Here is a 20,476-nt window from a genome sequence, read left to right as displayed (position 1 = left end):
GCATGAAGCCATTCTGCTTGTCGGCAAGACGCGTCCGAAGCCGGCGCGTCCAAATCATGTCGCCCGCGTCTTACAATACCCGCGACAGAAATTCCCGGGTGCGCGGCGATTGCGGATCGGCGATCATGGCGCGCGGATCGCCCTGTTCGACGATCACGCCCTGATCCATGAAGATCAACTGGTCGCCGATTTCGCGGGCGAAGCCGATTTCATGCGTCACCACCACCATGGTCATGCCGCTTTCGGCGAGATCTCTCATGACGTTCAAGACTTCGCCGACCAGTTCCGGATCGAGCGCCGAGGTCGGTTCGTCGAACAGCAGCACCTTCGGCTTCATGGCCATGGCGCGGGCGATCGCGACGCGCTGCTGTTGGCCGCCGGAGAGTTCGCGCGGATAGCGGTCGAGCTTGTCGGAGAGGCCGACGCGCTCGAGCAGAACTTCCGCCTCGGAGCGGGCCTGCTCGATGGGGATGCGACGCACCTGGGTCGGCGCCTCGATCATGTTTTCCATCACCGTCATATGGGAAAACAGGTTGAAGGATTGGAAGAGCATGCCGATCTCGGCGCGGCGCTGGCAGAGAAGGCTGTCCTTGACCTCGTAGAGATTGTCGCCGACCAGATCGTAGCCGACGAATTCGCCATCAACGAGCAGCAGGCCGCCGGACAGCTTCTCAAGATGGTTGATGCAGCGGAGAAACGTGCTCTTGCCGGAACCCGATGGGCCGATGATACAGGTGACCGCGCCCTTGGCGACGTCCAGATCAATGCCCTTCAGCACTTCGAGATTGCCGTAGGATTTGCGAACGCCGCGGGCGAAAACCATGGATTCCGCCGGTATCTGGAAGCGGGCGCGGTTGGAGAGGCTGGCCTCAGACATGGCTATGGCTCCTGCGGACGGGCATGAGTTTGGCGAAAACATCCGCGAGAAGCGAGTCCTCTCGCTTGTCGCTTCGGCCGAAATGCCGTTCGAGGAAATGCTGGCCGACCGACATGATGCTGACCACCGCCAGGTACCAGAAGGCCACGACAATCAGCAGCGGGATGGTCTCGAAGGTGCGGGCGTAGATGCTCTGGGCCGAATAAAAGAGGTCGTCGACGGCGATGAAGGTGACGAGCGAGGTCATCTTGAGCAGATTGATCGCCTCGTTGCCGGTCGGCGGCACGACGAAGCGCATGGCCTGGGGCAGCGTGATGCGCTTGAGGATCATGCGATAGGGCATGCCCAGCGCGCTTGCCGCTTCCGCCTGTCCCGAGGGAACGGACTTGATGCCGGCACGGATGATCTCGGCCATATAGCCCGCCTCGCAGAGCGACAGCGCCACGACAGCCGAAAGGAAGGGCGACATCAGATCGTTGGTGCGGATGGAGAAGAGTGTGCCGAGACCGGGAATGGTGAGCGACACCTCGCGCACCAGGAGCGAGAGGTTGAACCAGAAGATCAGCTGGATCAGCGCGGGCACGCCGCGGAAGAACCAGACATAGACGCCGGCGAAGGCGCGCAGGATCGGGCTCGGCGACACCCGCATGATGGCGACGATTGCGCCGATGACGATCGCGACCGCCATGATCAGCACGGTCAGCAGAAGCGTCGTGCCGAGACCGCGCAGGATCGGCGGATGGAAGAGATAGCCCATCGCCGTGCCCCAATCGAAGGCGGGATTGACGGCGAAGGCGCGAATGATGAACCCGGCCAGCACGAGAGCGAGCGCAGTGCCGATCCAGATGCCGTATTGCCGTTGCGGCACGACCTTCAGGCGCGAGACCTGCTCGGCGATGGCCGCATGCGCGTGGGTTTGGGGAGGATCGGCGGTGCTCATATCACTGTCCTTGGAGTTCTCGAAGGGCGTCCGGCGCAAAACGCCGACGATGCGCCGCCGAAGTCGATCGGCGGCGCTCATGAATAGGTCAAGCTCCTGATGAGAGCCGGTTTCCGGCCTTATTCGGCGCGAAGGGCTTCCATCTTGTTGACGAAATAGGGCTCCTTGATCGCATAGGCGCCCATGCCGTATTTGTTCAGGATCTCCTGATACTTGCCGTTCTTGAACAGCTCCGCAAGGGCCGACACCATCATGTCGGCGGTTGCCGGATCGTCCTTGGCGATCGCGAGGCCGAGCGGCGCGACGTCGTAGAGCGTCGGCAGCACGACCAACTGGCCCTTGCTGGTGACTTCGAAATAGCTCGACGCGGTCGCGTCGTCCATGCGGGCGTCGACGCGGTCGGAGAGCACGGCCTGGACGATGTCGGTCGAGGAGTTGAAGACCGACTTCTTGATCTCTTCCTTGCCCTTGTCCGCACAGTCCTTTGAGAGCTTGTCGACCAGGAAGTCGGAGGCGCTGCCGGCGGAAACGCCGATGCGCTTGCCGCAGAGCGGCATGTCGCCGGTGAAGCTGTCCTTCTTTTCCGGCGAGGTCGAGGCGGCGATGCCGGCCTTGATGAACATCACGAAATCGACCTGCTTGAGGCGATCGGGATTGGCGGAGAAGGTCTCCCAGGCGATCTTGAAGCGGCCGGAGGCCAAGCCCGGGATCATCGAGGGGAAGGGCGTGCGCTGGATGTCGAGATCGGCCTTCACGAGTTTTGCGACTTCGCCGGCGAGTTCGACGATGATGCCGGTCTGCTTGCCGTCGGCGTCGAGATATTCGAAGGGTGCGTAATCGAGCGTGTTGGCGACCGAAAGCTTGCCGCTTCTCGCCACATCAGGCGAAGCTTTGATCTCTGCCGAAACGGCGGCGCCGCTCCAGACCGTCATCATGGCGGCGAGGCCGAGGCCTGCATAGGTCAGATAGGATGTCATGTTAGTCGTTCCTCTCTTCATTGTTGTTACTTCCGGCGCCAGTCTCAGACCTTGCCTGATCCCGGCGGCTTCCAATCCGGTCCCGCCGAATGGAAATTCTGATCATGTCTCTGCGTCTCAAACCCCTGTCGTCGGCCTCGGCCGCGTTCCGTCGATGAAGCGCTCGTAACGAAAGGCCGTGGGATCGACGAGCGGCGCAGCGCCGGTGACCAGATCGGCGGCGAGCCTGCCCGCGGCGGGGCCGATGCCGAAGCCATGTCCGGAAAAACCCGTCGCGATCACCAGTCCAGGAAGCGACTTCACTTTCGAGATGACCGGAATCGCATCGGGCGTCGCGTCGATCATGCCCGCCCAGCTCTGCTCCACTTTCGCCCCCCGAAAAATGGGGAAAGCTTTCTGCAGATCCGCTAATGTCTGCTGCAGCCGATTGTCCATCGGCGCTGGATCGAGCGTGCGGGTCTGCTCAAAAATTGTCTCTCCTCTGGCGTCGGTCGGCGGCGGCGGGGTGAGACCCAGGCTGAAGCTTCCCCATTCCTGCCGCATCATCGGCACGAAATCCTTGAAATAGCGGAAGCTGTCGGCGCCGATATCATGCCGGTTCTGGCTGCCGTCGGCGATCGTATAGCCGCCGTCGAGCCGCTTGCGATAGGCGAATTCCTTGCACCAGGCTGCGCCATTCGGACCGCCCGCCACGGGGCTGGTGCGCAACACCGAGGCGCGGACGCCGAGTTGCGGCAGTCGTACGTTCAGGCGGCGCAATAGCTTGGTCGACCAGACGCCGCCGGCGACCACAACGGTCTGACAGTCGATGCGGCCATGCTCGGTGATCACGGCCGAAACCTGTCCATTGGCGGTCTCAATATCGCGGACAGCGCAATGGGCCACGAGAACTGCGCCATCGGCGGCGGCCGCGTGCGCAATGGCCGAGGCGGCCTTTTGCGGTTCCGCCCGACCGTCGCTCGCCGTGTAAAGCGCCGCATGCCAGGATCGCGCGGCGCCCGGCAGGAGATCCACGAGCTCGGCGCCCCGCGCCAGGCGGCTGTCGAAAGCGAATTCGCCCGCCCGTTTCAGCCAGTCGAGGTGATGATCGACGTCCTCTTCACTGTCGCAGAGATAGAGGATGCCGGTCCTGCGAAACCCGACATCGGCGCCGACCAGCGCATTCATGCCGTCCCAGACCCGCATGGCTTCGACGATCAGCGGCAGTTCGCGGGGATCGCGGCCCATGCGCCGCACCCAGCCCCAGTTACGGCTCGATTGTTCGCCGACAAAGTCGCCTTTCTCGCAGACAGTCACGGACAGACCGCGGCGCGCCAGGAAGAGCGCCGTGCTCAAGCCGATAATGCCGCCGCCCACCACAACCACGTCGGTCCTGGCGGGCGGCCTCTCTGCGGCGATGACAGGGTCGACCTGCGGTCCCAAATGCGCCTCCTCGGGGTCTCAGGCCTTGGCGGCGGCGGCTTCCGCCGCCTGCTTCTTGCGATAGTGATAGTTCTTGTCGATCCGCTCCATCAGGTAGTCCCCATATTGAACCGGCGGATATTTCGGTTCGGTCCCGGCGGGCACGCAGACGTCCAGCGCCTCGATCATTTCATGCATGGCCGGATCGAAGAAGAAGGGTTGCGAATAGCGTTCGCGGCCGGTGCGGTTGATGACCCGGTGCGGAGTCGAGACGAAGACGTCGTTGGACCAGCGGGCGAGGATATCGCCGACATTCATCACGAAGGAATCCGGGATCGGCGGCGCGGGCACCCATTCGCCGGCCTTGTTTTTGACTTCGAGGCCCCCGACATCGTCCTGGGCGAGCAGGGTGATGAAGCCGTAATCGGTGTGCGGCGCGGAGCCGAACAGGCCTTCTTCCTGCGGCTGGGTGGGATAGTGCAGCAGGCGCAGGAAAGTGGTCGGATCTTCGAAATAGCGGTCGAGATTGTCCGAGGGCAGGCCGAGCGACAGCGCGATCGCCCGCACCATCTTGCGCGCCAGCGTGCTCATCTCCTCGACATAATGCTCGATCGTAGCGCGGAAGCCGGCAAGCTGCGCCTCGTCCGGCCATTGGTTCGGGCCCTGCAGCGGCTCGCCGGCGACCGCGCGCGGATCGTTCTCGTCGACCTCATGCATGAAGAAGATCGATTCGCTCTGGTTGGGCTTGCTGACGGTCGCGACGGAGGAGGTGACGATCGTCGAACCGGCGAACGGCAGGAAGCCGCGGAAATTCTTATCGATCTTCAGTTTGAGTTTTTCCTCGTCCGGCAGCGCGAAGAAGCGCTTGCTGGCATCGCGGACCGCCTCGACATCGGCGCGGGGAATGGGGTGGCCGACGACATAGAGGAAGCCGATGGTCTCGAGATAGCTGCGCAGCGTCGCCGCCGTGGCGCGGATGGCCGCCTCGTCATCCCCATACAGCGAGGAGACATCTAGAATCGGGATCTCGGAAAAGTCGCCGCGGTCGATCGAGGTCATCGCCAAACTCCTGTCTTGAACATACGATACAGTACTGTATTTCTACACATAGAAATGATATCGGCAATAGGCATTCGTCAATCATGGGAATTTCAAATCAATGACCCCACGCAAGATCATCATCGACACCGATCCGGGGCAGGACGACGCCTTTGCGATTCTGTTTGCGCTCGGCTCGCCCAAGGAGTTGGAGGTGGTCGGGATCACCACGGTCGGGGGCAATGTTCCCCTCAGACTGACCGCGATCAACGCGCTGAAAGTGGTGGAACTGGCGGGCCGGCCCGACGTCCCGGTCTTCGCCGGCTGCCCGGCGCCGATGGTCAAGCCGCTGATGACGGCGGAATATGTGCATGGCGAGACCGGCCTGGACGGAGCCGATCTGCCGGAGCCGGTGACGCCGCTCCAGACAGAACATGGCGTCAACTGGATGGTTCGCACCATCATGGAAGCCGAGGTCGGCGAGATCACCGTCTGCACGCTCGGACCGATGACCAATCTCGCCATGGCGATGACGATGGAGCCGCGGATCATCCCGCGCATCCGCGAAGTCGTGCTGATGGGTGGCGGCTTCTTCGAGGGCGGCAATGCGACGCCGGCCGCCGAGTTCAACATCTTCGTCGATCCGCATGCCGCCCACAAAGTGTTCGCATCGGGCGTTCCTGTCACGATGGCGGGAATCGACTGCACCTATACGGCGCAGATGACGCCGGAATGGCTCGGCGAGTTGCGCGCCACCGGCAGCCGCGCCGCGATCGAGGCGGCCAATCTCGCCGATTTCTTCCGCATCTACGGCTCGCATAAATTCCCGACCGAGGCGCGGCCGATCCACGACGCCTGCGTCACCGGCTATCTGCTGGCGCCGGAGATCTTCGAGCAGCGCCAATGCCATGTGACGGTGGAAATCTCATCGCCTGTCACGATCGGCATGACGGTTGTGGATTGGTGGCATGTGACGGGGCAGGAGAAAAACTGCAACGTGCTGCGCCGCATCGATCCCGATCCTTTCTTTGCACTTATGTTGGAGCGGATCAGCGCCCTCCCTTGATTCTGCGCCCGCTGGTTGCTAACGGCAGGAAATTATGTCCGGACCGGCCGGCGAGCGTCGCCGGCCCTTCCCGGTCTTGAAAGCGAAAAAGCCTTTGGCAAAAGCAAAACAGTCATCGACAGCCCCAGACGCCGGGGACGGTGGAAAGGTCGCTCGGCGGACGCTCACTCGTGAAGATTGGGTGGCTGCCGCGCGCAAGGTCCTGGAAAAGGGCGGCATCGCAGAGGTGAAGATCGATCGGCTGGCGCGGCAGTTCAAGGTGACGCGCGGCAGCTTCTATTTTCACTTTTCGAGACTGAAGGATCTGCACCAGGAACTGCTGTCCGAATGGCGGCGCGCCAATTGCGCGCCCTTCCAGGCGATGGTCGATCAAAACGTGACCGACGGCGTGCAGTTCTTCAGCGACATCGTCCACACCTGGGTGGATGAGGAACCATTCAGCCCCAAGCTCGATCTCGCGATCCGCGATTGGGCCCGGACCTCGAAGGAGATTGCTCGCGAAGTGGATGCGATCGACGCGTTGCGCATCAATCTCCTGGTGCGGTCCTTCCTCGCGATCGGCTATTCCGAAAAGGAAAGCATCGTGCGGGCGCGCATCACCTATTTCCACCAGATCGGCCAATACGCCTTGTCCTTCAAGGAAGCCCCCGACGTCCGCAAGAGCTATCAGCCTCTGTTCGGAGATGTGCTGCTGGGGCCGCTCGCCAAGAGCCCATGACGGGCCTGTCGCGTCGACCGGGCGCCGAGCCGGCGGCATTGATCGAATGATTATGCTCCCGCCGCATTTGAGGCTATGCTCATCCCGAAGATCACGGGAGGCGGTCCTTGACGGGCCGGTGATTTCATGGGTTTTTCTGAGCATGTGAAGGAAATCGAACGCGTCGGCCAGGGCAGCAATACCGGTCGCGATGCGCTGGTGGTGGAATCCTGGCGGCGATGCCTGGAAACTTATCAACTAGATCCGGCCAAAGCGCGGGAAGCGGTCTTCGTGTCCGAAACGCGGCTGCGGGAACATCGCCAGCAGGCGGAGGATCTGGTCCACATCGCCCGTTCCGGTCTCGAACGGCTATACCGGCAGGTCGCCGAGCAGAATTACGTTCTTCTGCTGTCCGATCGCCAGGGCGTGACAGTCGAATTCCTCGGCGATCCCTCTTTCAACAACAATCTGCGCAAAGCCGGCCTTTACCTCGGTTAGGAATGGTCGGAACCGCGCGCCGGCACCTGCGCGGTCGGCGCCTGCATCGCCACCGGCGAAGCCCTGACCATCCACCGGACCGATCATTTCGACATCACCCACACGCCGTCAATTGCGCGGCCATTCCCGAACAACTGATCGAAAGCGAGTTGTTCGGCCATGTCCCCGGCGCCTTTACCGGCGCGCTCGCCAAGGGACGCAAGGGACTGGTCGAGGAGGCTGAGGGGGGCACGCTGTTTCTCGACGAGATCGGTGACATGCCTTTCGCGGCCCAAAGCCGATTGCTGCGGGTGCTGGCCGAGGGCGAAGTGCTGCCCGTCGGCGGATCGTCGCCGCGCAAGGTCGATTTCCGCGTCATCTCGGCCTCGCATCGATTGCTGGCCGATCTGGTGGCTGCGGGCGGCTTCCGTTCGGATCTCTATTATCGGCTGAATGCGGCTGTGCTCGCGCTGCCGCCGCTTTCAAAGCGCGAGGATTTTCCCTGGCTGTTGGATCGCCCTTCTCGAAAAGCACGGATCAGCGGGCCGATCCCTTCGGCTTTCGAGCGCCGCCAGACTGTTGGTCCTCGGCTATTGCTGGCCCGGCAACATCCGTGAACTCGACAACGCCATCGCTTTCGCCGCGGCGCTGTGCGAGGGCGGCGTGATCGAGGTCGTCGACCTGCCCGATCATCTCACGCTCACCGGCGTTCTGCCCGACCGAGAAAAAGATGAGGCGGACGTCCGCGCCATCCTCTCCATCTGCAAAGGAAATGTGTCCGAGGCCGCCCGGCGGCTCGGCGTCGATCGCACCACGCTGCATCGGCGGATGAAACGCCTCGGCATTGAGCGACCGCATTGAGCGCCCGTTGTGGCGCGCGCCACACCTGTGGCGCCGCAGATGTGGCGCACAGTATGGCCGGCGATCAGGAATATCCAACAAGTTCAATCGACTGAATGGCGAATGGCCATTGGCATGGGCGTTGCAGCTCACCTTGCGTCGAAAAGACCAGAGGGAGAGAATATGCGCGCGCTCAGATTTCATGCGGCCAGGGACTTGCGGCTGGAAGACCTTCCCGAGCCGAAACATCCGGGACCCGGGCAGGTGCTCGTTCGCAATCGCTTCGTCGGCATTTGCGGCACCGACCTGCACGAATATAGCTATGGGCCGATTTTTATCCCCACCGATCCGCACCCCTTCACCGGCGCATATGGCCCGCAGGTTCTCGGTCATGAATTTGGCGGCGTGGTCGAGGCCATCGGGGAAGGGGTGACGTCCGTGGTCGTCGGCGACCGGGTGTCGATCCAGCCGCTGGTCATGCCGAGATCCAGCGACTATTTCGCGGATCGCGGTCTGTTTCATCTGAGCCCCGAACTGGCGCTGGTCGGGCTGAGCTGGGATGGCGGCGGCATGGCGGAAGCGGCCGTTGTCAACGAATACAATGTCCAGAAAATTCCCGATGACATGACCGATGAAGAGGCTGCTCTGGTCGAGCCCACGGCGGTCGCGGTCTATGCCTGCGATCGCGGCGGCGTGACCGCCGGCAACAGCGTGCTGGTGACCGGCGCAGGTCCGATCGGCATGTTGACGCTTCTCGCTGCCCGCGCCGCCGGAGCGGCGCAGCTCTTCGTGTCCGATCTCAATGATGCGAGATTCGAACTGGCGAAAAGCGTGCTGCCGGATGTCGCCACGATCAACCCGAAGCGTGACAGTGTCGGCGATGTCGTTCGTTCCCTCACCGAAGGCCATGTCGGCTGCGACGTGGCTATCGAATGCGTCGGCAACGAACATGCGCTGAAGGCCTGTGTCGACGCGGTGCGAAAGCAGGGTGTCGTCGTCCAGACGGGCCTGCATCCTCGTGAAAACCCGCTCGATTGGTTTCAGGTCACCTTCCGCGATCTCGAGATCAAGGGGTCCTGGGCCTATCCAGCCCATTATTGGCCGAGGGTGATCCGGCTGATCGCATCAGGACTGCTGCCGGCGACCAGGATCGTCACCAAGCGCATCACCCTCGATACGGCCGTCACGGAAGGATTCGACGTTCTGCTCGATCCCGCCGGCGCGCATTTGAAGATCCTGATCGATCTTTCGAAATAGCCTTTTCCGCCTCGGTTGCCGGGAGAGGAGCCCGGCTGTCGACGGCTCGAAAGCCGAATGGAGCGTCCTCGGGCGCTTCACGAAACTCACCAAGCATCCATGGAGGAGATGACCATGCTTGATATCAGCCCCGGAACCAAGATCGACGCGGTTCTTTCAAAACTCGGCCAGGCCCTCGAGAGCGGCGACATCGACGCCGCCGTCAATCTGTTTCAGGCGGATTGCTACTGGCGCGATCTCGTCACCTTCACCTGGAACCTCAAGACGCTGGAAGGGCATGAGCAGATCCGCGATATGCTGGCGAGCCAGCTCGGCGCGACAAAACCCTCCAATTTCGTGCAGGACGCCAAGGAGCAGGCGTCGGAAGCCGGCGGCGTCACGGACGGCTGGTTCGAGTTCGAAACCGGCGTGGCGCGTGGCTACGGCCATATCCGCCTCAAGGACGGGCTGATCTGGACACTGCTGACTACCATGACCGAACTCAAGGGCCATGAGGAGCCGAACGGCTTCCAACGTCCGATGGGCGCCGAGCACGGCCATGGCCGCAACCGCAAGACCTGGAAGGAAAAGCGCGAGGCTGAGGCGCGGGAGCTCGGCTACTCGACCCAACCCTATGTCGTCATCATCGGCGGCGGGCAGGGCGGCATCGCGCTTGGCGCGCGGCTGCGCCAGCTCGGCGTGCCGACCATCATCATCGAGAAGAACGAGCGGCCGGGCGACAGCTGGCGCAAGCGTTACAAGTCGCTCTGCCTGCATGACCCCGTCTGGTACGATCACCTGCCTTACATCCCCTTCCCGGAAAACTGGCCGGTGTTCACGCCCAAGGGACGTGTCTGACGAGGTGTTCCGCAAGTCGATGGACCTCAATTTCTGGGGGCATCAGCTGATGTCGCGCGAGGCCGCGAAGGTGATGCGGAAGCAGAACACCGGGGGCGCGATCGTGTTCAACATCTCCAAGCAGGCGGTCAATCCCGGCGCGGAGTTTGCGCCGTATGGAACGGCGAAGGCTGCCGCGCTGGCGCTGATGCGGCATTCGGCCATCGAATACGGGCCGATGGGCGTGACCTGCAACGCCGTCAATGCCGATCGCATCCGCACCGGCCTGATGACGGACGCCATGGTCGAGGAGCGCAGCCGCGCCCGAGGCGTCACGCCGCATGATTACATGCGCGGCAATCTTCTTAGCCGCGAGGTGACGGGCGAGGATGTGGCGGAGGCCTTTTTGCACCTCGCCAAGGCCCGCGCCACCACCGGCGCGGTGATCACGGTCGACGGCGGCAATGTCGCCGCGATGATGCGGTGAGGCGGTGATGGCGAACATTGCGATCATCGGCGCGGGCGTGATGGGCTCGGCGCTATCGGTTCCGGCCGCCGACAACGGCCATGCGGTGACGCTGGTCGGCTCGCCGCTCGACGACGGGATCATTGAGGTCTTGCGATCGCCCGGCGGCGTGCATCCCAAGCTGGACGCGCCGTTGCCAGCCGGAGTTCGGCCCGTCACGCAAGCCGAACTCCAATCCACCGTTCTGGACGAGGCGGATGTCATCATTGCCGGCGTCAGCAGCCCCGGCATCGATTGGTTCGCCGACTATGTCGAGACCAGGCTCAGCCGTCCCAAGCCGATCGCCTTCGTCACCAAAGGGCTCGATCTGCTGGGCGGCGCGCTCGCGACATATGCCGACACGCTGCCTCGACGGATGACGCGCTGTCAGGCCTTCGTCGGGATCGGCGGTCCGTGCATCGCGCGCGAACTCGCCAAATGCGTCCCGACTTTGTCGATCTACGCCAGTCCCGATCGAGACGTCGCCGATCGCCTTCGCAGCCTGTTGCAAACCCCTTATTATCGCCTGGCGACGACAGCTGACGCCGTGGGCTTGGAGGCCTGCGCCGCGCTGAAGAATTTCTACGCCATCGGCGTGAGCGCGATGCAAACCCGCCATCCCGACGACAGACGTAACGACGGCCAGTCGAAAAATCCATGCGCCGGCGCCTTCTCTATCGCCGTTGCGGAAATGACCATGATCGTCACCGCCTTGGGCGGATCCGGCGAAACGGCCATCGGCCTGGCCGGCCTCGGCGACCTTCATGTTACGGTTGGCGGCGGGCGCAACAGCAGATTGGGGCATGGCCTCGGCGCAGGCCGGACTGTCTCGGAAGTGCTGGCCACGGATTTGAAGGGGGAAACAGTGGAGGGCGTCGACACCGCGCGGCTATTGGCCGATTGGCTGATGGGGCAGGACGACGCGAGGGCGCAGTATCCGCTCGCTAACGCAATCACCGAGGCCGTACTGGGCGACGGTTTCTTCGAGTTCGACTTTTCGGCTTTGCGCCCGACATAACAGCGCCGAAGAGGTCGGCTTGCGCGCGACACCGGTATTCGGCCTTCTATGACGATCAGGTTGGGCGTCTGCTTTTCACCGCACGAAAAAGCCGGGCGATGTCCGCCCGGCTGATATTCTCGTCCTTCTTTCGATGTCCGGCCATCTCGGCCGCCGGTCATGCGGCCGGCAGCAGAGACCGGGTCTTGCTGCGGGACGGGCGCCCAGAAGCGGCCATCTCCGCGTCCGTCGCATGGACATTTTGCGCATGCGCGTCGTCCGTATGCTGCGTCAGCGCCTTGTTTCCGGTGATCCGCCGCGCCAGCACATAGAAGACGGGGGTCATGAAGATGCCGAAGAAGGTGACGCCGATCATGCCTGAGAAGACCGCGATGCCCATGGCGGCGCGCATCTCCGCGCCCGCGCCGGTGGAGACGACCAGCGGTATGACGCCCATGATGAAGGCCATGGAGGTCATCAGGATCGGGCGCAGCCTGAGGCGGCTCGCTTCGATGGCCGCCTGAACCGGCGTCCGGCCCTCGAATTCCAGCTCGCGCGCGAATTCGACGATCAGGATGGCGTTTTTGGCCGACAGCCCCACCAGCACGACCAGGCCGATCTGGGTGAAGATGTTGTTGTCGCCGCCCGTGAGCCAGACGCCTGCGAGCGCCGCCAACACGCCCATCGGCACGATCATGATGATCGCGATCGGCAGGGTGAGGCTCTCATATTGGGCTGCCAGCACCAGATAGACCAGCAGCAGCGCGAGCGGGAACACCAGCACCCCCGAATTGCCGGCGAGGATCTGCTGATAGGTCAGGTCGGTCCATTCGAAGCCGATGCCCTTGGGCAGGGTTTCCGCGGCGATGCGTTCGATGGCCGCCTGAGCCTGACCCGAGGAGAAGCCGGGAGCAGGGCCGCCATTGATGTCGGCGGCAAGGAAGCCGTTGTAGCGGTTGGTCCGCTCCGGCCCCGTCGTCGCGTCCACCCTGAGCAGCGCCGAAAGCGGGATCATCTCGCCGCTCGCGGAGCGCACCTTCAACTGACCGATGTCTTCGGGGTTGGCGCGGAACTTGGCGTCGGCCTGGGCGCGGACGCTGTAGGTGCGGCCGAACGCGTTGAAGTCGTTGACGTAGAGCGAACCGAGATAGATCTGCAGCGTCTCGAACACATCCGTCACCGATACGCCGAGTTGCTGCGCCTTGGTGCGGTCGAGATCGGCATAGAGCTGCGGCACGTTGATCTGGTAGCTCGAGAACAGGCCGGCCAGTTCAGGCGTCTGATAGGCCTTGCCGAGGAACGCCTTGGTCGCTTCGTCGAGCGCCTGATAGCCCAGGCCGGCTCGGTCTTCGAGCTGCAGCTTGAAGCCGCCCGTGGTGCCCAGGCCCTGTACGGGCGGCGGCGGGAACATGGCGATGAAGGCGTCCTGAATGGCGCCGAACTTCTGGTTCAGCTTCATGGCGATCGCGCCGCCGGAGAGATCCGGCGTCTTCCGCTCCTCGAAATCCTTCAACGTCACGAAGACGATGCCGGCGTTGGACGAGTTGGTGAAGCCGTTGATCGAGAGGCCCGGAAAAGCGATCGCATGTTCGACGCCCGGCTCGGCGAGCGCGATGTCGCTCATGCGCTTGATCACGTCTTCCGTGCGGTTGAGGGTCGCGGCGTCTGGAAGCTGGGCGAAGCCGATGAGATACTGCTTGTCCTGAGCCGGCACAAAGCCGCCCGGCACGGCGTTGAAGATCCCGTAAGTGGCGCCGGCCAAAGCGAGATAGACGCCCATGACCAGCGTTTTGCGTGTCAGGAGCCCGCCTATGCTGCGGCCATAGCCGTTCGAACTCGCGCCGAAGGCGCGGTTGAAGCCGCGGAAGAACCAGCCGAACAGGAAGTCCATGCCACGCGTCAGCCAGTCTTTCGGCGCATGATGACCCTTCAGCAGAAGCGCGGCGAGCGCCGGCGACAGCGTCAGCGAATTGATCGCCGAAATCACCGTCGAAATGGCGATGGTCAGCGCGAACTGGCGATAGAACTGGCCCGACAAACCGGTGATGAAGGCGAGTGGCACGAACACCGCCACCAGCACCAGAGCGATGGCGATGATCGGCCCCGACACTTCCTTCATGGCGCGATAGGTCGCCTCGCGCGGCGAAAGGCCGTTCTCGATGTTGCGTTCGACATTTTCGACCACGACGATGGCGTCGTCGACGACGATGCCGATCGCGAGGACGAGGCCGAACAGGCTGAGCGCGTTGATGGAGAAGCCGAAGGCGTACATGACGCCGAATGTGCCGATGATCGACACGGGGACGGCGATCAGCGGAATGATCGAGGCGCGCCAGGTCTGCAGGAACAGGATGACCACGAGCACGACGAGCGCCACGGCTTCGAGAAGCGTGTCGACGACCTTCTCGATCGAACTGCGAACGAATTTGGTCGTGTCATAGACGATTTCGTACTTCACGCCTTCCGGCATGGCGACCTGCAGCTCGTTCATGGTCTCGACGACCTCGTCGGAGATGGTGATCGCGTTGGAGCCTGGCGCTTGGAAAACCGGGATGGCGACCGCGGCCTTGCCGTCGAGCAGCGACCGCAGCGAATAGTCCGATGCGCCGAGTTCGACACGGGCGACATCGCGCAGGCGGGTGATCTGACCCTCGGCGCCGCTCTTGACGATGATGTCGCCGAATTCTTCCGGCGTCTGCAGGCGACCCTGGGCGTTGACGTTCAACTGCACGTCGATGCCGGCGAGATTGGGCGATGCGCCGATCACGCCTGCCGCGGCCTGAACGTTCTGGCCGCGGATCGCATTGGTGATATCGCTCGCCGCCAGACCGTGTTCGGCGGCCTTTTGCGGATCGATCCAGACGCGCATGGAGTAGTCGCCCGAGCCGAAGATCTGCACCTGGCCGACGCCGGGAATGCGCGCCAGGCGGTCCTTGATGTTGAGGACGCCGTAATTGCGCAGATAGGTGATGTCGTAGCGATTGTCCGGAGACAGCAGGTTCACCACCATCATCAGGTCCGGCGAGCTCTTCGCCGTGGTGACGCCGATGGTCCGGACTTCTTCCGGCAGACGCGGTTCGGCCTGCGACACCCGGTTCTGCACCAGCTGCTGCGCCTTGTCGGGATCTGTGCCGAGCTTGAAGGTGACGGTCAGCGTCATGACGCCGTCCGATGTCGCCTGGCTCGACATATAGAGCATGCCGTCGACGCCGTTGATCTGCTCTTCGAGCGGAGTGGCCACAGTTTCGGCGATGACCTTGGGATTTGCCCCGGGATAGGTCGCGCGCACCACGATGGACGGCGGCACCACGTCGGGATATTCGGAGATCGGCAGCGCCCTCATGCCCAGAAGGCCGGCGACCACGATCAGCACCGACAGCACCCCGGCAAATACCGGGCGGTCGACAAAGAAGCGGGAGATGTTCATGAGGAAACCCTCTTCAACGAGAATTTGAGGCGCAGGCGCACACCCCGGTCGCCGAGGGCGCCGGATATGGAAACTGCGAAGACGGATCCGCCTCCCGATCGAAGATCGAGCGGGAGGCGGATGTGACAGTTATTGCGACTCCGCGGGCTGGGCCGCGCCCAAAGCGACTTTCTTTTCCACTTCGGGAGCGACGACGACGCCGGGACGGATGCGCTGCAGTCCGTTGACCACGATCGTGTCGCCGGCATTCAGACCGGTTTCGACGATGCGCATGCCGTCGACGGCGGCGCCGAGCGCTACCTGCCGATAGGCGACCTTGTTGCCGGCCTCGACCACGAAGACGAACTTCTTGTCCTGATCCGTGCCGATGGCGCGTTCGCTGACGAGAATCTTCTTTTCCGCCTTAGGCTGGCCCATACGGACCTTCACGAACTGGCCAGGGATCAACCGGCCGCCCGGATTGTCGAACACGGCGCGGACGGCGATCGTGCCGCTGGCGCTGTCCACCTGGTTATCGATGAGCTGAAGACGTCCCTTGATGGGCGTGCCCTTGTCGGCGACCGTGCCGATTTCGACCGGGATCTGATCGAGCGCCGGCGAAGACGCCGTGGATTCAGGGAGATCGGCGAGGGCGCGCGTCACCGTTTCTTCGCTGACATTGAAGCCGGCATAGATCGGATCGATGGAAACGAGCGTGGTCAGCGCCGGCGAAGCGGCGCCGGCTTCCACCAGGTTGCCGACGGTGATTTCGACTTTGCCGACCCGACCGGTGACCGGCGCGATGACCTTGGTGTAGCCGAGATTGAGGGATACGGTCCGAAGCGCCGCCTGTGCGGTGCGAAGGCCGGCCTCCGCCTCGGTCAGCGCATTCTGGCGCTCGTCAAGATCGCTTTGCGAGATCGCCTTGTTGGCGGTGAGTCTGCGGCCGCGATCCAATTGCAGCTGCGCGAGGCTGACCCGCGCCTGCGCGGATGCGACCTGACCCTCGGCCTGGGCGACGGCGGCTTCATACGGCGCGGGATCCAGGGTGAAGAGCAGGTCGCCCGCCTTTACAATCGCCCCTTCGCGGAAGGCGACGGTCTGAATGACGCCGGAGACGCGAGGGCGGATCTGCACCCGCTCGACGGCTTCGAGGCGGCCGGAAAATTCTTCCCAGGCCGTGATGGACTTGTCTTCGACGACGGAGACCGTCACCGGTACGGCCGGCGGCGCCGCAGGCGCTTCGGTCGCGGCGGCGGCGGTCCCTCCGGGGAGGTCGAAGAACAAAGTCGCGGCCGCCAAAGACGCAGCCAGTCCCAGGCCGGCGCCCGCGAGGGCCCAGCGTTTGCTGTTCGGTGTCATGGAATGTCTCCTTGCGATCCCGGGGAAAACCCGGTCTCAGTAGAGTGTCGTCATCGATCAACCGGCGCCGAGTTCACGGACGAAGTCCGCAAAATGCCGGCGAAGGTTGTCCGCCCAGTTGGGCGTATGGCCTGTCGTCCCGCCGTAGAGTTCAGGCCATCCTGCTCCGGCGGGAAGCAGATGCTGCAGGACATGATTGCCCGCTTGTCTCAGGCGCTCGGCATAACCGATAGCCTCGTCGCGCAACGGATCATCGTCCGATGTCGCCAGCAAAGTCGGCGCCAGGCCCGTCATGCGCGAACAAAGACACGGCGCCGCATAGGGATGACAGACGCCGGCGCTGAGATAATGGCTCCAGCCTTCCGTCCATCGTTCTCGCATGCCCGCGGCGTCCGCCTCGCGCATAGAGACCGAGCCCATGAACGGATCGACCAGCGGCGACAACAGAACCTGACCATCCAGTTCCCGCGCCAGGTGATCCCGGGCCTTGAAGGCGACTGCGGCGGCGATGTTTCCACCCGCTTCTTCGCCTCCGATCAACAACAACGATTTCCGGTCGCCCAATCCCGCCCGTTTCTTGGCCAGATAGGAGAAGATCGAAAATCCGACCTCCAGCGGCTTTGGAAAAGCGCCGCCCAGAGGCGAAATGTAGTCCGGCACCACCACGATCGCGCCGGCTCCGGCCAGACACTCCGCGGCGGCGTTGTCCCGCATCGGCGATCCCAGAAAGGCTCCGGCTCCGAAATACAGGAGAACCGGCGCGCCTTTGCTGTAATCCGCGCCCTGATAGATCCTTGTCGACACGGGGCCGATGGCCACCTTGTCGAACACCATGTCTTTCACGTCCACTGGCATCGTCTTCGCTTTCATGCTGCTGCATTATCACGCCCCGGATGCACAATGCTCGTCTTTTGTGAGATCAATGTAGATTGACTTGATTGATTGAACAAGTTCGTTATTTATGGCTTCACTATTCGAAAATTCGAACAATATCGCAATGCACATAAGACGGGCAGCAGAAGGAATGGGATATGGACCAGCTTTCGGCAATGCGGGCTTTCGTTCGCGTGGTGGAAACCGGTAATTTTACCCGCGCCGCCGACGCGCTTCGGATGCCCAAGGCGACGGTCACCAATCTGATTCAGGGCCTCGAAGCGCATCTGCGCACGCAACTGCTCAACCGCACCACGCGGCGCGTCGTCGTCACCACGGATGGCGCCCTCTACTACGAACGCGCGGTGCGCATCATTTCGGAGGTCGACGAATTGGACAGCAGTCTGTCCAACTCCAACACCAGTCCGAGCGGGCGGTTGAGGGTGGAAATGGCGGGAGCCTTCGCGGACTGGATCGTCATTCCGGCGCTGTGCGATTTCGCCCAGGCCTATCCCGACATCCGCCTCGATCTCGGCGTCGGCGACAGGACGGTGGATTATCTCGCGGAAAACGTCGATTGCGCGTTGAGGGCTGGCGCGCCGGGCGACCAATCGCTCATCGCCAGACGCGTGTCGGAAATTTCTCTTCTGACCTGCGCGACACCCGACTACGTCGAGAAGTTCGGTTTCCCCCAAACTCCCGGCGAACTCGAAACAGGGCATTACTGCATCAATTACTTTCGAGCCCAGATCAACCGCACATTGCCGTTCGTATTCATCCAGGACGGTGAGACGATCGAGGTGACCGGTCGCTATATTCTATCGGTCAACGACGCGCGCAGCTATGTCACCGCAGCGCTCGCCGGGCTCGGCGTTGCGCAGCTTCCGCACTTCATGATCCGGGACGAGCTGCGCGACGGGCGGCTCATCCCGGTTCTCGAAGAGTGGTCCTGCGAAGTCATGCCGCTCTATGTGGTCTACCCGTCCAATCGGCACCTGAGCAACAAGGTCAGGGTCTTCGTGGACTGGCTGGTGAAACTGCTCGGCAACCGCGCGATGAAGGCCGAAGACAAATGGCCGTAAAGCGAGCATGGCGAGGCAGGCCGCCTGGGCGCTCGTAAACAGCGCCACACTTTTCGTCGGTGGCGACCCGCCTCTGTCTAGAGAAGGAAGTCGCTTTCGTCCAAAGCCGCCCGCCCGTTGAGCTTCAGGACGAAGTCCGCGATGCGGTCGCCATCGAAATCGGCGGTCACCAGTGTGTGGCGTCCGATGATTTCGGCGCGCAATTCGCCTTCGCGTCCGCTGAAATCTGCGGCGCCAAGGAAGGAAAAGCGTTGAAAGCCGCTTTCCGACGCGCTGGCGTCGAAATGGGAGAAATCCATCCGATCACCCTCCGCGACCGAGAAATCGGCAATTCTCTCGTGCCGGTCGGCCGCCCGGGCTTCGGGCAGGTTATGCGTCCGGAATACGAAGATGTCCGCGCCACCGCCGCCCTTCAGGACATCGGCTCCGCCGCGACCAACGAGAACATCGTCGCTCGCGGCGCCTTGCAGGTGATCCTGACGCGCGGTTCCGGCAATCGTATCGGACGCCGCCGCGTCATGCCGCGCCTCGGCCGACTGGCGCGACGCGGCGCCTTTCATCGTGGTCGACACGCCCGTGCTGCTGCCGTAGACGGTCGCTGCGATCCCGGTATCGTCATTGTCGATCGCCTCGGACGTATAGGTGATCACGAAGCGCCCCTTGTTCAGCGCCGCGACGGAGACGTCGAGCTGATCGTCATACTTGCTTGCGTCCATCCCGACGGTGAAGACCTTGCCGAGCGGCTTGCCGTTAGCGGACAGCACGATCGCATAAGCGTCGTCGCCGATGTCGCTCTGCTTGAGCGATTGCTGCGTCCAGGCCACGACATAGCGACCGTTGGAGAGCTGCGCTATGTCCACGTCTCCGGGCACTATCCCCTTCTGGAAAATCGCCTGGGAATCGATGATCTGCTTGCCCTTGCCGTCATAGGCGGTGAAATAGATCCCTTTCGCCCCGGCGTCTTTGGTAGAGGGCGTCCAGTCGAGATTGACGACCGCGAAGCCGCTGTCGCCGCGGGCCGCAACGGCGTAGCCGTAGTTCTCGTCGTCGCTCCAGGCGCCGCCCGCGCCGCCGAAATGCGGCGTCAGGCCGAAATCGCTCTTGATGACCTTGCCCCGCTCGTCGAGCAGGCTGGCGCGCAACTGGTTCTGACCGTCATCCGTGCCGTCGTCGATCGCCGCTTCGGAGTTCCAGATCACCACGCTATGACCGTTTTTCAGCGCAGCGGATTTGGTGGCCAGTTCGTCGAAATCGTTGGAATGTGTGTTGAGGACCGAATCCTGTCGCAAAGCCTTGCCGGATGACGAATAGGCGCGGGAATAGACTTCATCGAAATTGGCGCCCGACCGTTCGAGGCCGAAACTCACCACGAAACCGCCGCTGCCGGTCGCGACGACGTCGGGAAGGATCGCTTCCGCCGATTTGACCGTATCGACCTTGATGACGTTGCTGACGCTTTCGCCCTTGGAATCGAAGATCTGGGCGCGGATATGCGCGCCGGTGGTGAAGATCGGATGATCGAAATTTTCCGTCCAGGTGAGGACGATATTGCCGTTCTTCAGCTGCGTGGCTTGCGGCGTTCCGGAATAACCGCCGTCTACAGCCCGCATGATCTTCTCGCCGCCGACCGGGCGACCATTTGCATTGTAGAATTGTGCGCCGAGATAGGTCGTCTCGATGTCGGTGTCGTCGTATTGATTGAAATAACTCGACCAGGTGACGAGATAACCGCCCCCTTTCAGGCCGATGACATTGGAGTCTTCCTGCCAGTTGTTGCCATAGCTGTTGACGCGGATTTCTTTCGCCATGCGACGTCTCCCAGTTGTGGTGCAGCAGCTGGGTACCGATAATTTGTGACATTTTTG

Annotated in this window: 15 protein-coding genes and 2 pseudogenes; 8 read left to right on the top strand and 9 right to left on the bottom strand. The window is 62.8% G+C overall.

The window, feature by feature from the left end:
- Positions 1 to 70: 70 nt before the first annotated feature.
- The 5 genes from OCK01_RS20650 to OCK01_RS20630 all read right to left on the bottom strand — a co-directional run bounded on the left by OCK01_RS20650 (position 71) and on the right by OCK01_RS20630 (position 5,254).
- Entirely contained in the window at positions 71 to 877 is an 807-nt protein-coding gene (locus OCK01_RS20650; RefSeq protein ID WP_412179048.1) for an amino acid ABC transporter ATP-binding protein, read from the bottom strand.
- Positions 870 to 1,817 (bottom strand): amino acid ABC transporter permease, encoded by a 948-nt coding sequence (locus OCK01_RS20645; protein WP_263825631.1) that lies wholly within the window; start codon positions 1,815 to 1,817, stop codon positions 870 to 872. The genes OCK01_RS20650 and OCK01_RS20645 overlap by 8 nt, the downstream gene beginning before the upstream one ends.
- 119 nt (positions 1,818 to 1,936) lie before the next feature.
- Entirely contained in the window at positions 1,937 to 2,794 is an 858-nt protein-coding gene (locus OCK01_RS20640) for an ABC transporter substrate-binding protein (protein WP_263825575.1), read from the bottom strand.
- A gap of 117 nt (positions 2,795 to 2,911) precedes the next feature.
- Positions 2,912 to 4,216 carry an NAD(P)/FAD-dependent oxidoreductase gene (locus OCK01_RS20635; RefSeq protein WP_263825574.1) on the bottom strand — a complete coding sequence of 435 codons (1,305 nt, stop codon included), beginning with the start codon at positions 4,214 to 4,216 and terminating at the stop codon, positions 2,912 to 2,914.
- 18 nt (positions 4,217 to 4,234) lie between these two features.
- Positions 4,235 to 5,254 carry an isopenicillin N synthase family dioxygenase gene (locus tag OCK01_RS20630; protein WP_263825573.1) on the bottom strand — a complete coding sequence of 340 codons (1,020 nt, stop codon included), beginning with the start codon at positions 5,252 to 5,254 and terminating at the stop codon, positions 4,235 to 4,237.
- A 100-nt stretch (positions 5,255 to 5,354) separates the two neighbouring features.
- On the opposite strand from OCK01_RS20630, the gene OCK01_RS20625 reads away from it, so the two are divergent.
- The 7 genes and pseudogenes from OCK01_RS20625 (at position 5,355) to OCK01_RS20585 (ending at position 11,909) form a co-directional block, all read left to right on the top strand.
- On the top strand, positions 5,355 to 6,299 hold the full coding sequence (locus OCK01_RS20625; protein WP_263825572.1) for a nucleoside hydrolase: 945 nt from the start codon (positions 5,355 to 5,357) through the stop codon (positions 6,297 to 6,299).
- A 181-nt stretch (positions 6,300 to 6,480) separates the two neighbouring features.
- The gene (locus OCK01_RS20620) at positions 6,481 to 7,017 is read left to right on the top strand and encodes a TetR/AcrR family transcriptional regulator (protein ID WP_263825571.1); all 537 of its coding nucleotides are present in this window, start codon (positions 6,481 to 6,483) and stop codon (positions 7,015 to 7,017) included.
- Positions 7,018 to 7,143: 126 nt separating this feature from the next.
- Positions 7,144 to 8,334 (top strand): annotated as a pseudogene (locus tag OCK01_RS26480) (sigma 54-interacting transcriptional regulator).
- A gap of 162 nt (positions 8,335 to 8,496) precedes the next feature.
- Positions 8,497 to 9,570: a 2,3-butanediol dehydrogenase gene (locus tag OCK01_RS20600; protein ID WP_263825568.1), complete on the top strand. Its 1,074-nt coding sequence runs from the start codon at positions 8,497 to 8,499 to the stop codon at positions 9,568 to 9,570.
- A 114-nt stretch (positions 9,571 to 9,684) separates the two neighbouring features.
- Positions 9,685 to 10,444: pseudogene (locus tag OCK01_RS20595) on the top strand (NAD(P)/FAD-dependent oxidoreductase); the annotation flags it as partial.
- Complete coding sequence (locus tag OCK01_RS20590; RefSeq protein ID WP_263825630.1) at positions 10,427 to 10,873, top strand: SDR family oxidoreductase; 447 nt, start codon at positions 10,427 to 10,429, stop codon at positions 10,871 to 10,873. The pseudogene OCK01_RS20595 and the gene OCK01_RS20590, both read left to right, overlap by 18 nt.
- 7 nt (positions 10,874 to 10,880) lie before the next feature.
- A complete protein-coding gene (locus OCK01_RS20585) occupies positions 10,881 to 11,909 on the top strand; it encodes a glycerol-3-phosphate dehydrogenase (RefSeq protein WP_263825567.1) in 1,029 nt (342 codons plus the stop codon).
- Positions 11,910 to 12,066: 157 nt separating this feature from the next.
- Here the strand turns inward: OCK01_RS20585 and OCK01_RS20580 are convergent, their stop codons facing one another.
- The 3 genes from OCK01_RS20580 to OCK01_RS20570 form a co-directional block, all read right to left on the bottom strand.
- Entirely contained in the window at positions 12,067 to 15,315 is a 3,249-nt protein-coding gene (locus OCK01_RS20580; protein ID WP_263825566.1) for an efflux RND transporter permease subunit, read from the bottom strand.
- Positions 15,316 to 15,444: 129 nt separating this feature from the next.
- The gene (locus OCK01_RS20575; RefSeq protein WP_263825565.1) at positions 15,445 to 16,656 is read right to left on the bottom strand and encodes an efflux RND transporter periplasmic adaptor subunit; all 1,212 of its coding nucleotides are present in this window, start codon (positions 16,654 to 16,656) and stop codon (positions 15,445 to 15,447) included.
- Positions 16,657 to 16,713: 57 nt separating this feature from the next.
- Positions 16,714 to 17,511, bottom strand: coding sequence for an alpha/beta hydrolase fold domain-containing protein (locus OCK01_RS20570; RefSeq protein WP_263825564.1), 798 nt, complete (start codon positions 17,509 to 17,511; stop codon positions 16,714 to 16,716).
- A 176-nt stretch (positions 17,512 to 17,687) separates the two neighbouring features.
- Here OCK01_RS20570 and OCK01_RS20565 point away from each other — a divergent pair, with 176 nt between their 5' ends.
- A complete protein-coding gene (locus tag OCK01_RS20565) occupies positions 17,688 to 18,611 on the top strand; it encodes a LysR family transcriptional regulator (RefSeq protein WP_263825563.1) in 924 nt (307 codons plus the stop codon).
- A gap of 77 nt (positions 18,612 to 18,688) precedes the next feature.
- On the opposite strand, the gene OCK01_RS20560 is transcribed toward OCK01_RS20565, so the two are convergent.
- Positions 18,689 to 20,419: a hypothetical protein gene (locus OCK01_RS20560; protein WP_263825562.1), complete on the bottom strand. Its 1,731-nt coding sequence runs from the start codon at positions 20,417 to 20,419 to the stop codon at positions 18,689 to 18,691.
- Between the last annotated feature and the right edge of the window lie 57 nt (positions 20,420 to 20,476).

This window comes from Rhizobium sp. TRM95796 (assembly GCF_025779995.1).
Lineage (GTDB): Bacteria > Pseudomonadota > Alphaproteobacteria > Rhizobiales > Rhizobiaceae > Rhizobium_E.
The sequence above is the reverse complement of the archived record's forward strand: the minus strand, read 5'-3'. Positions and strand labels throughout refer to the sequence as shown.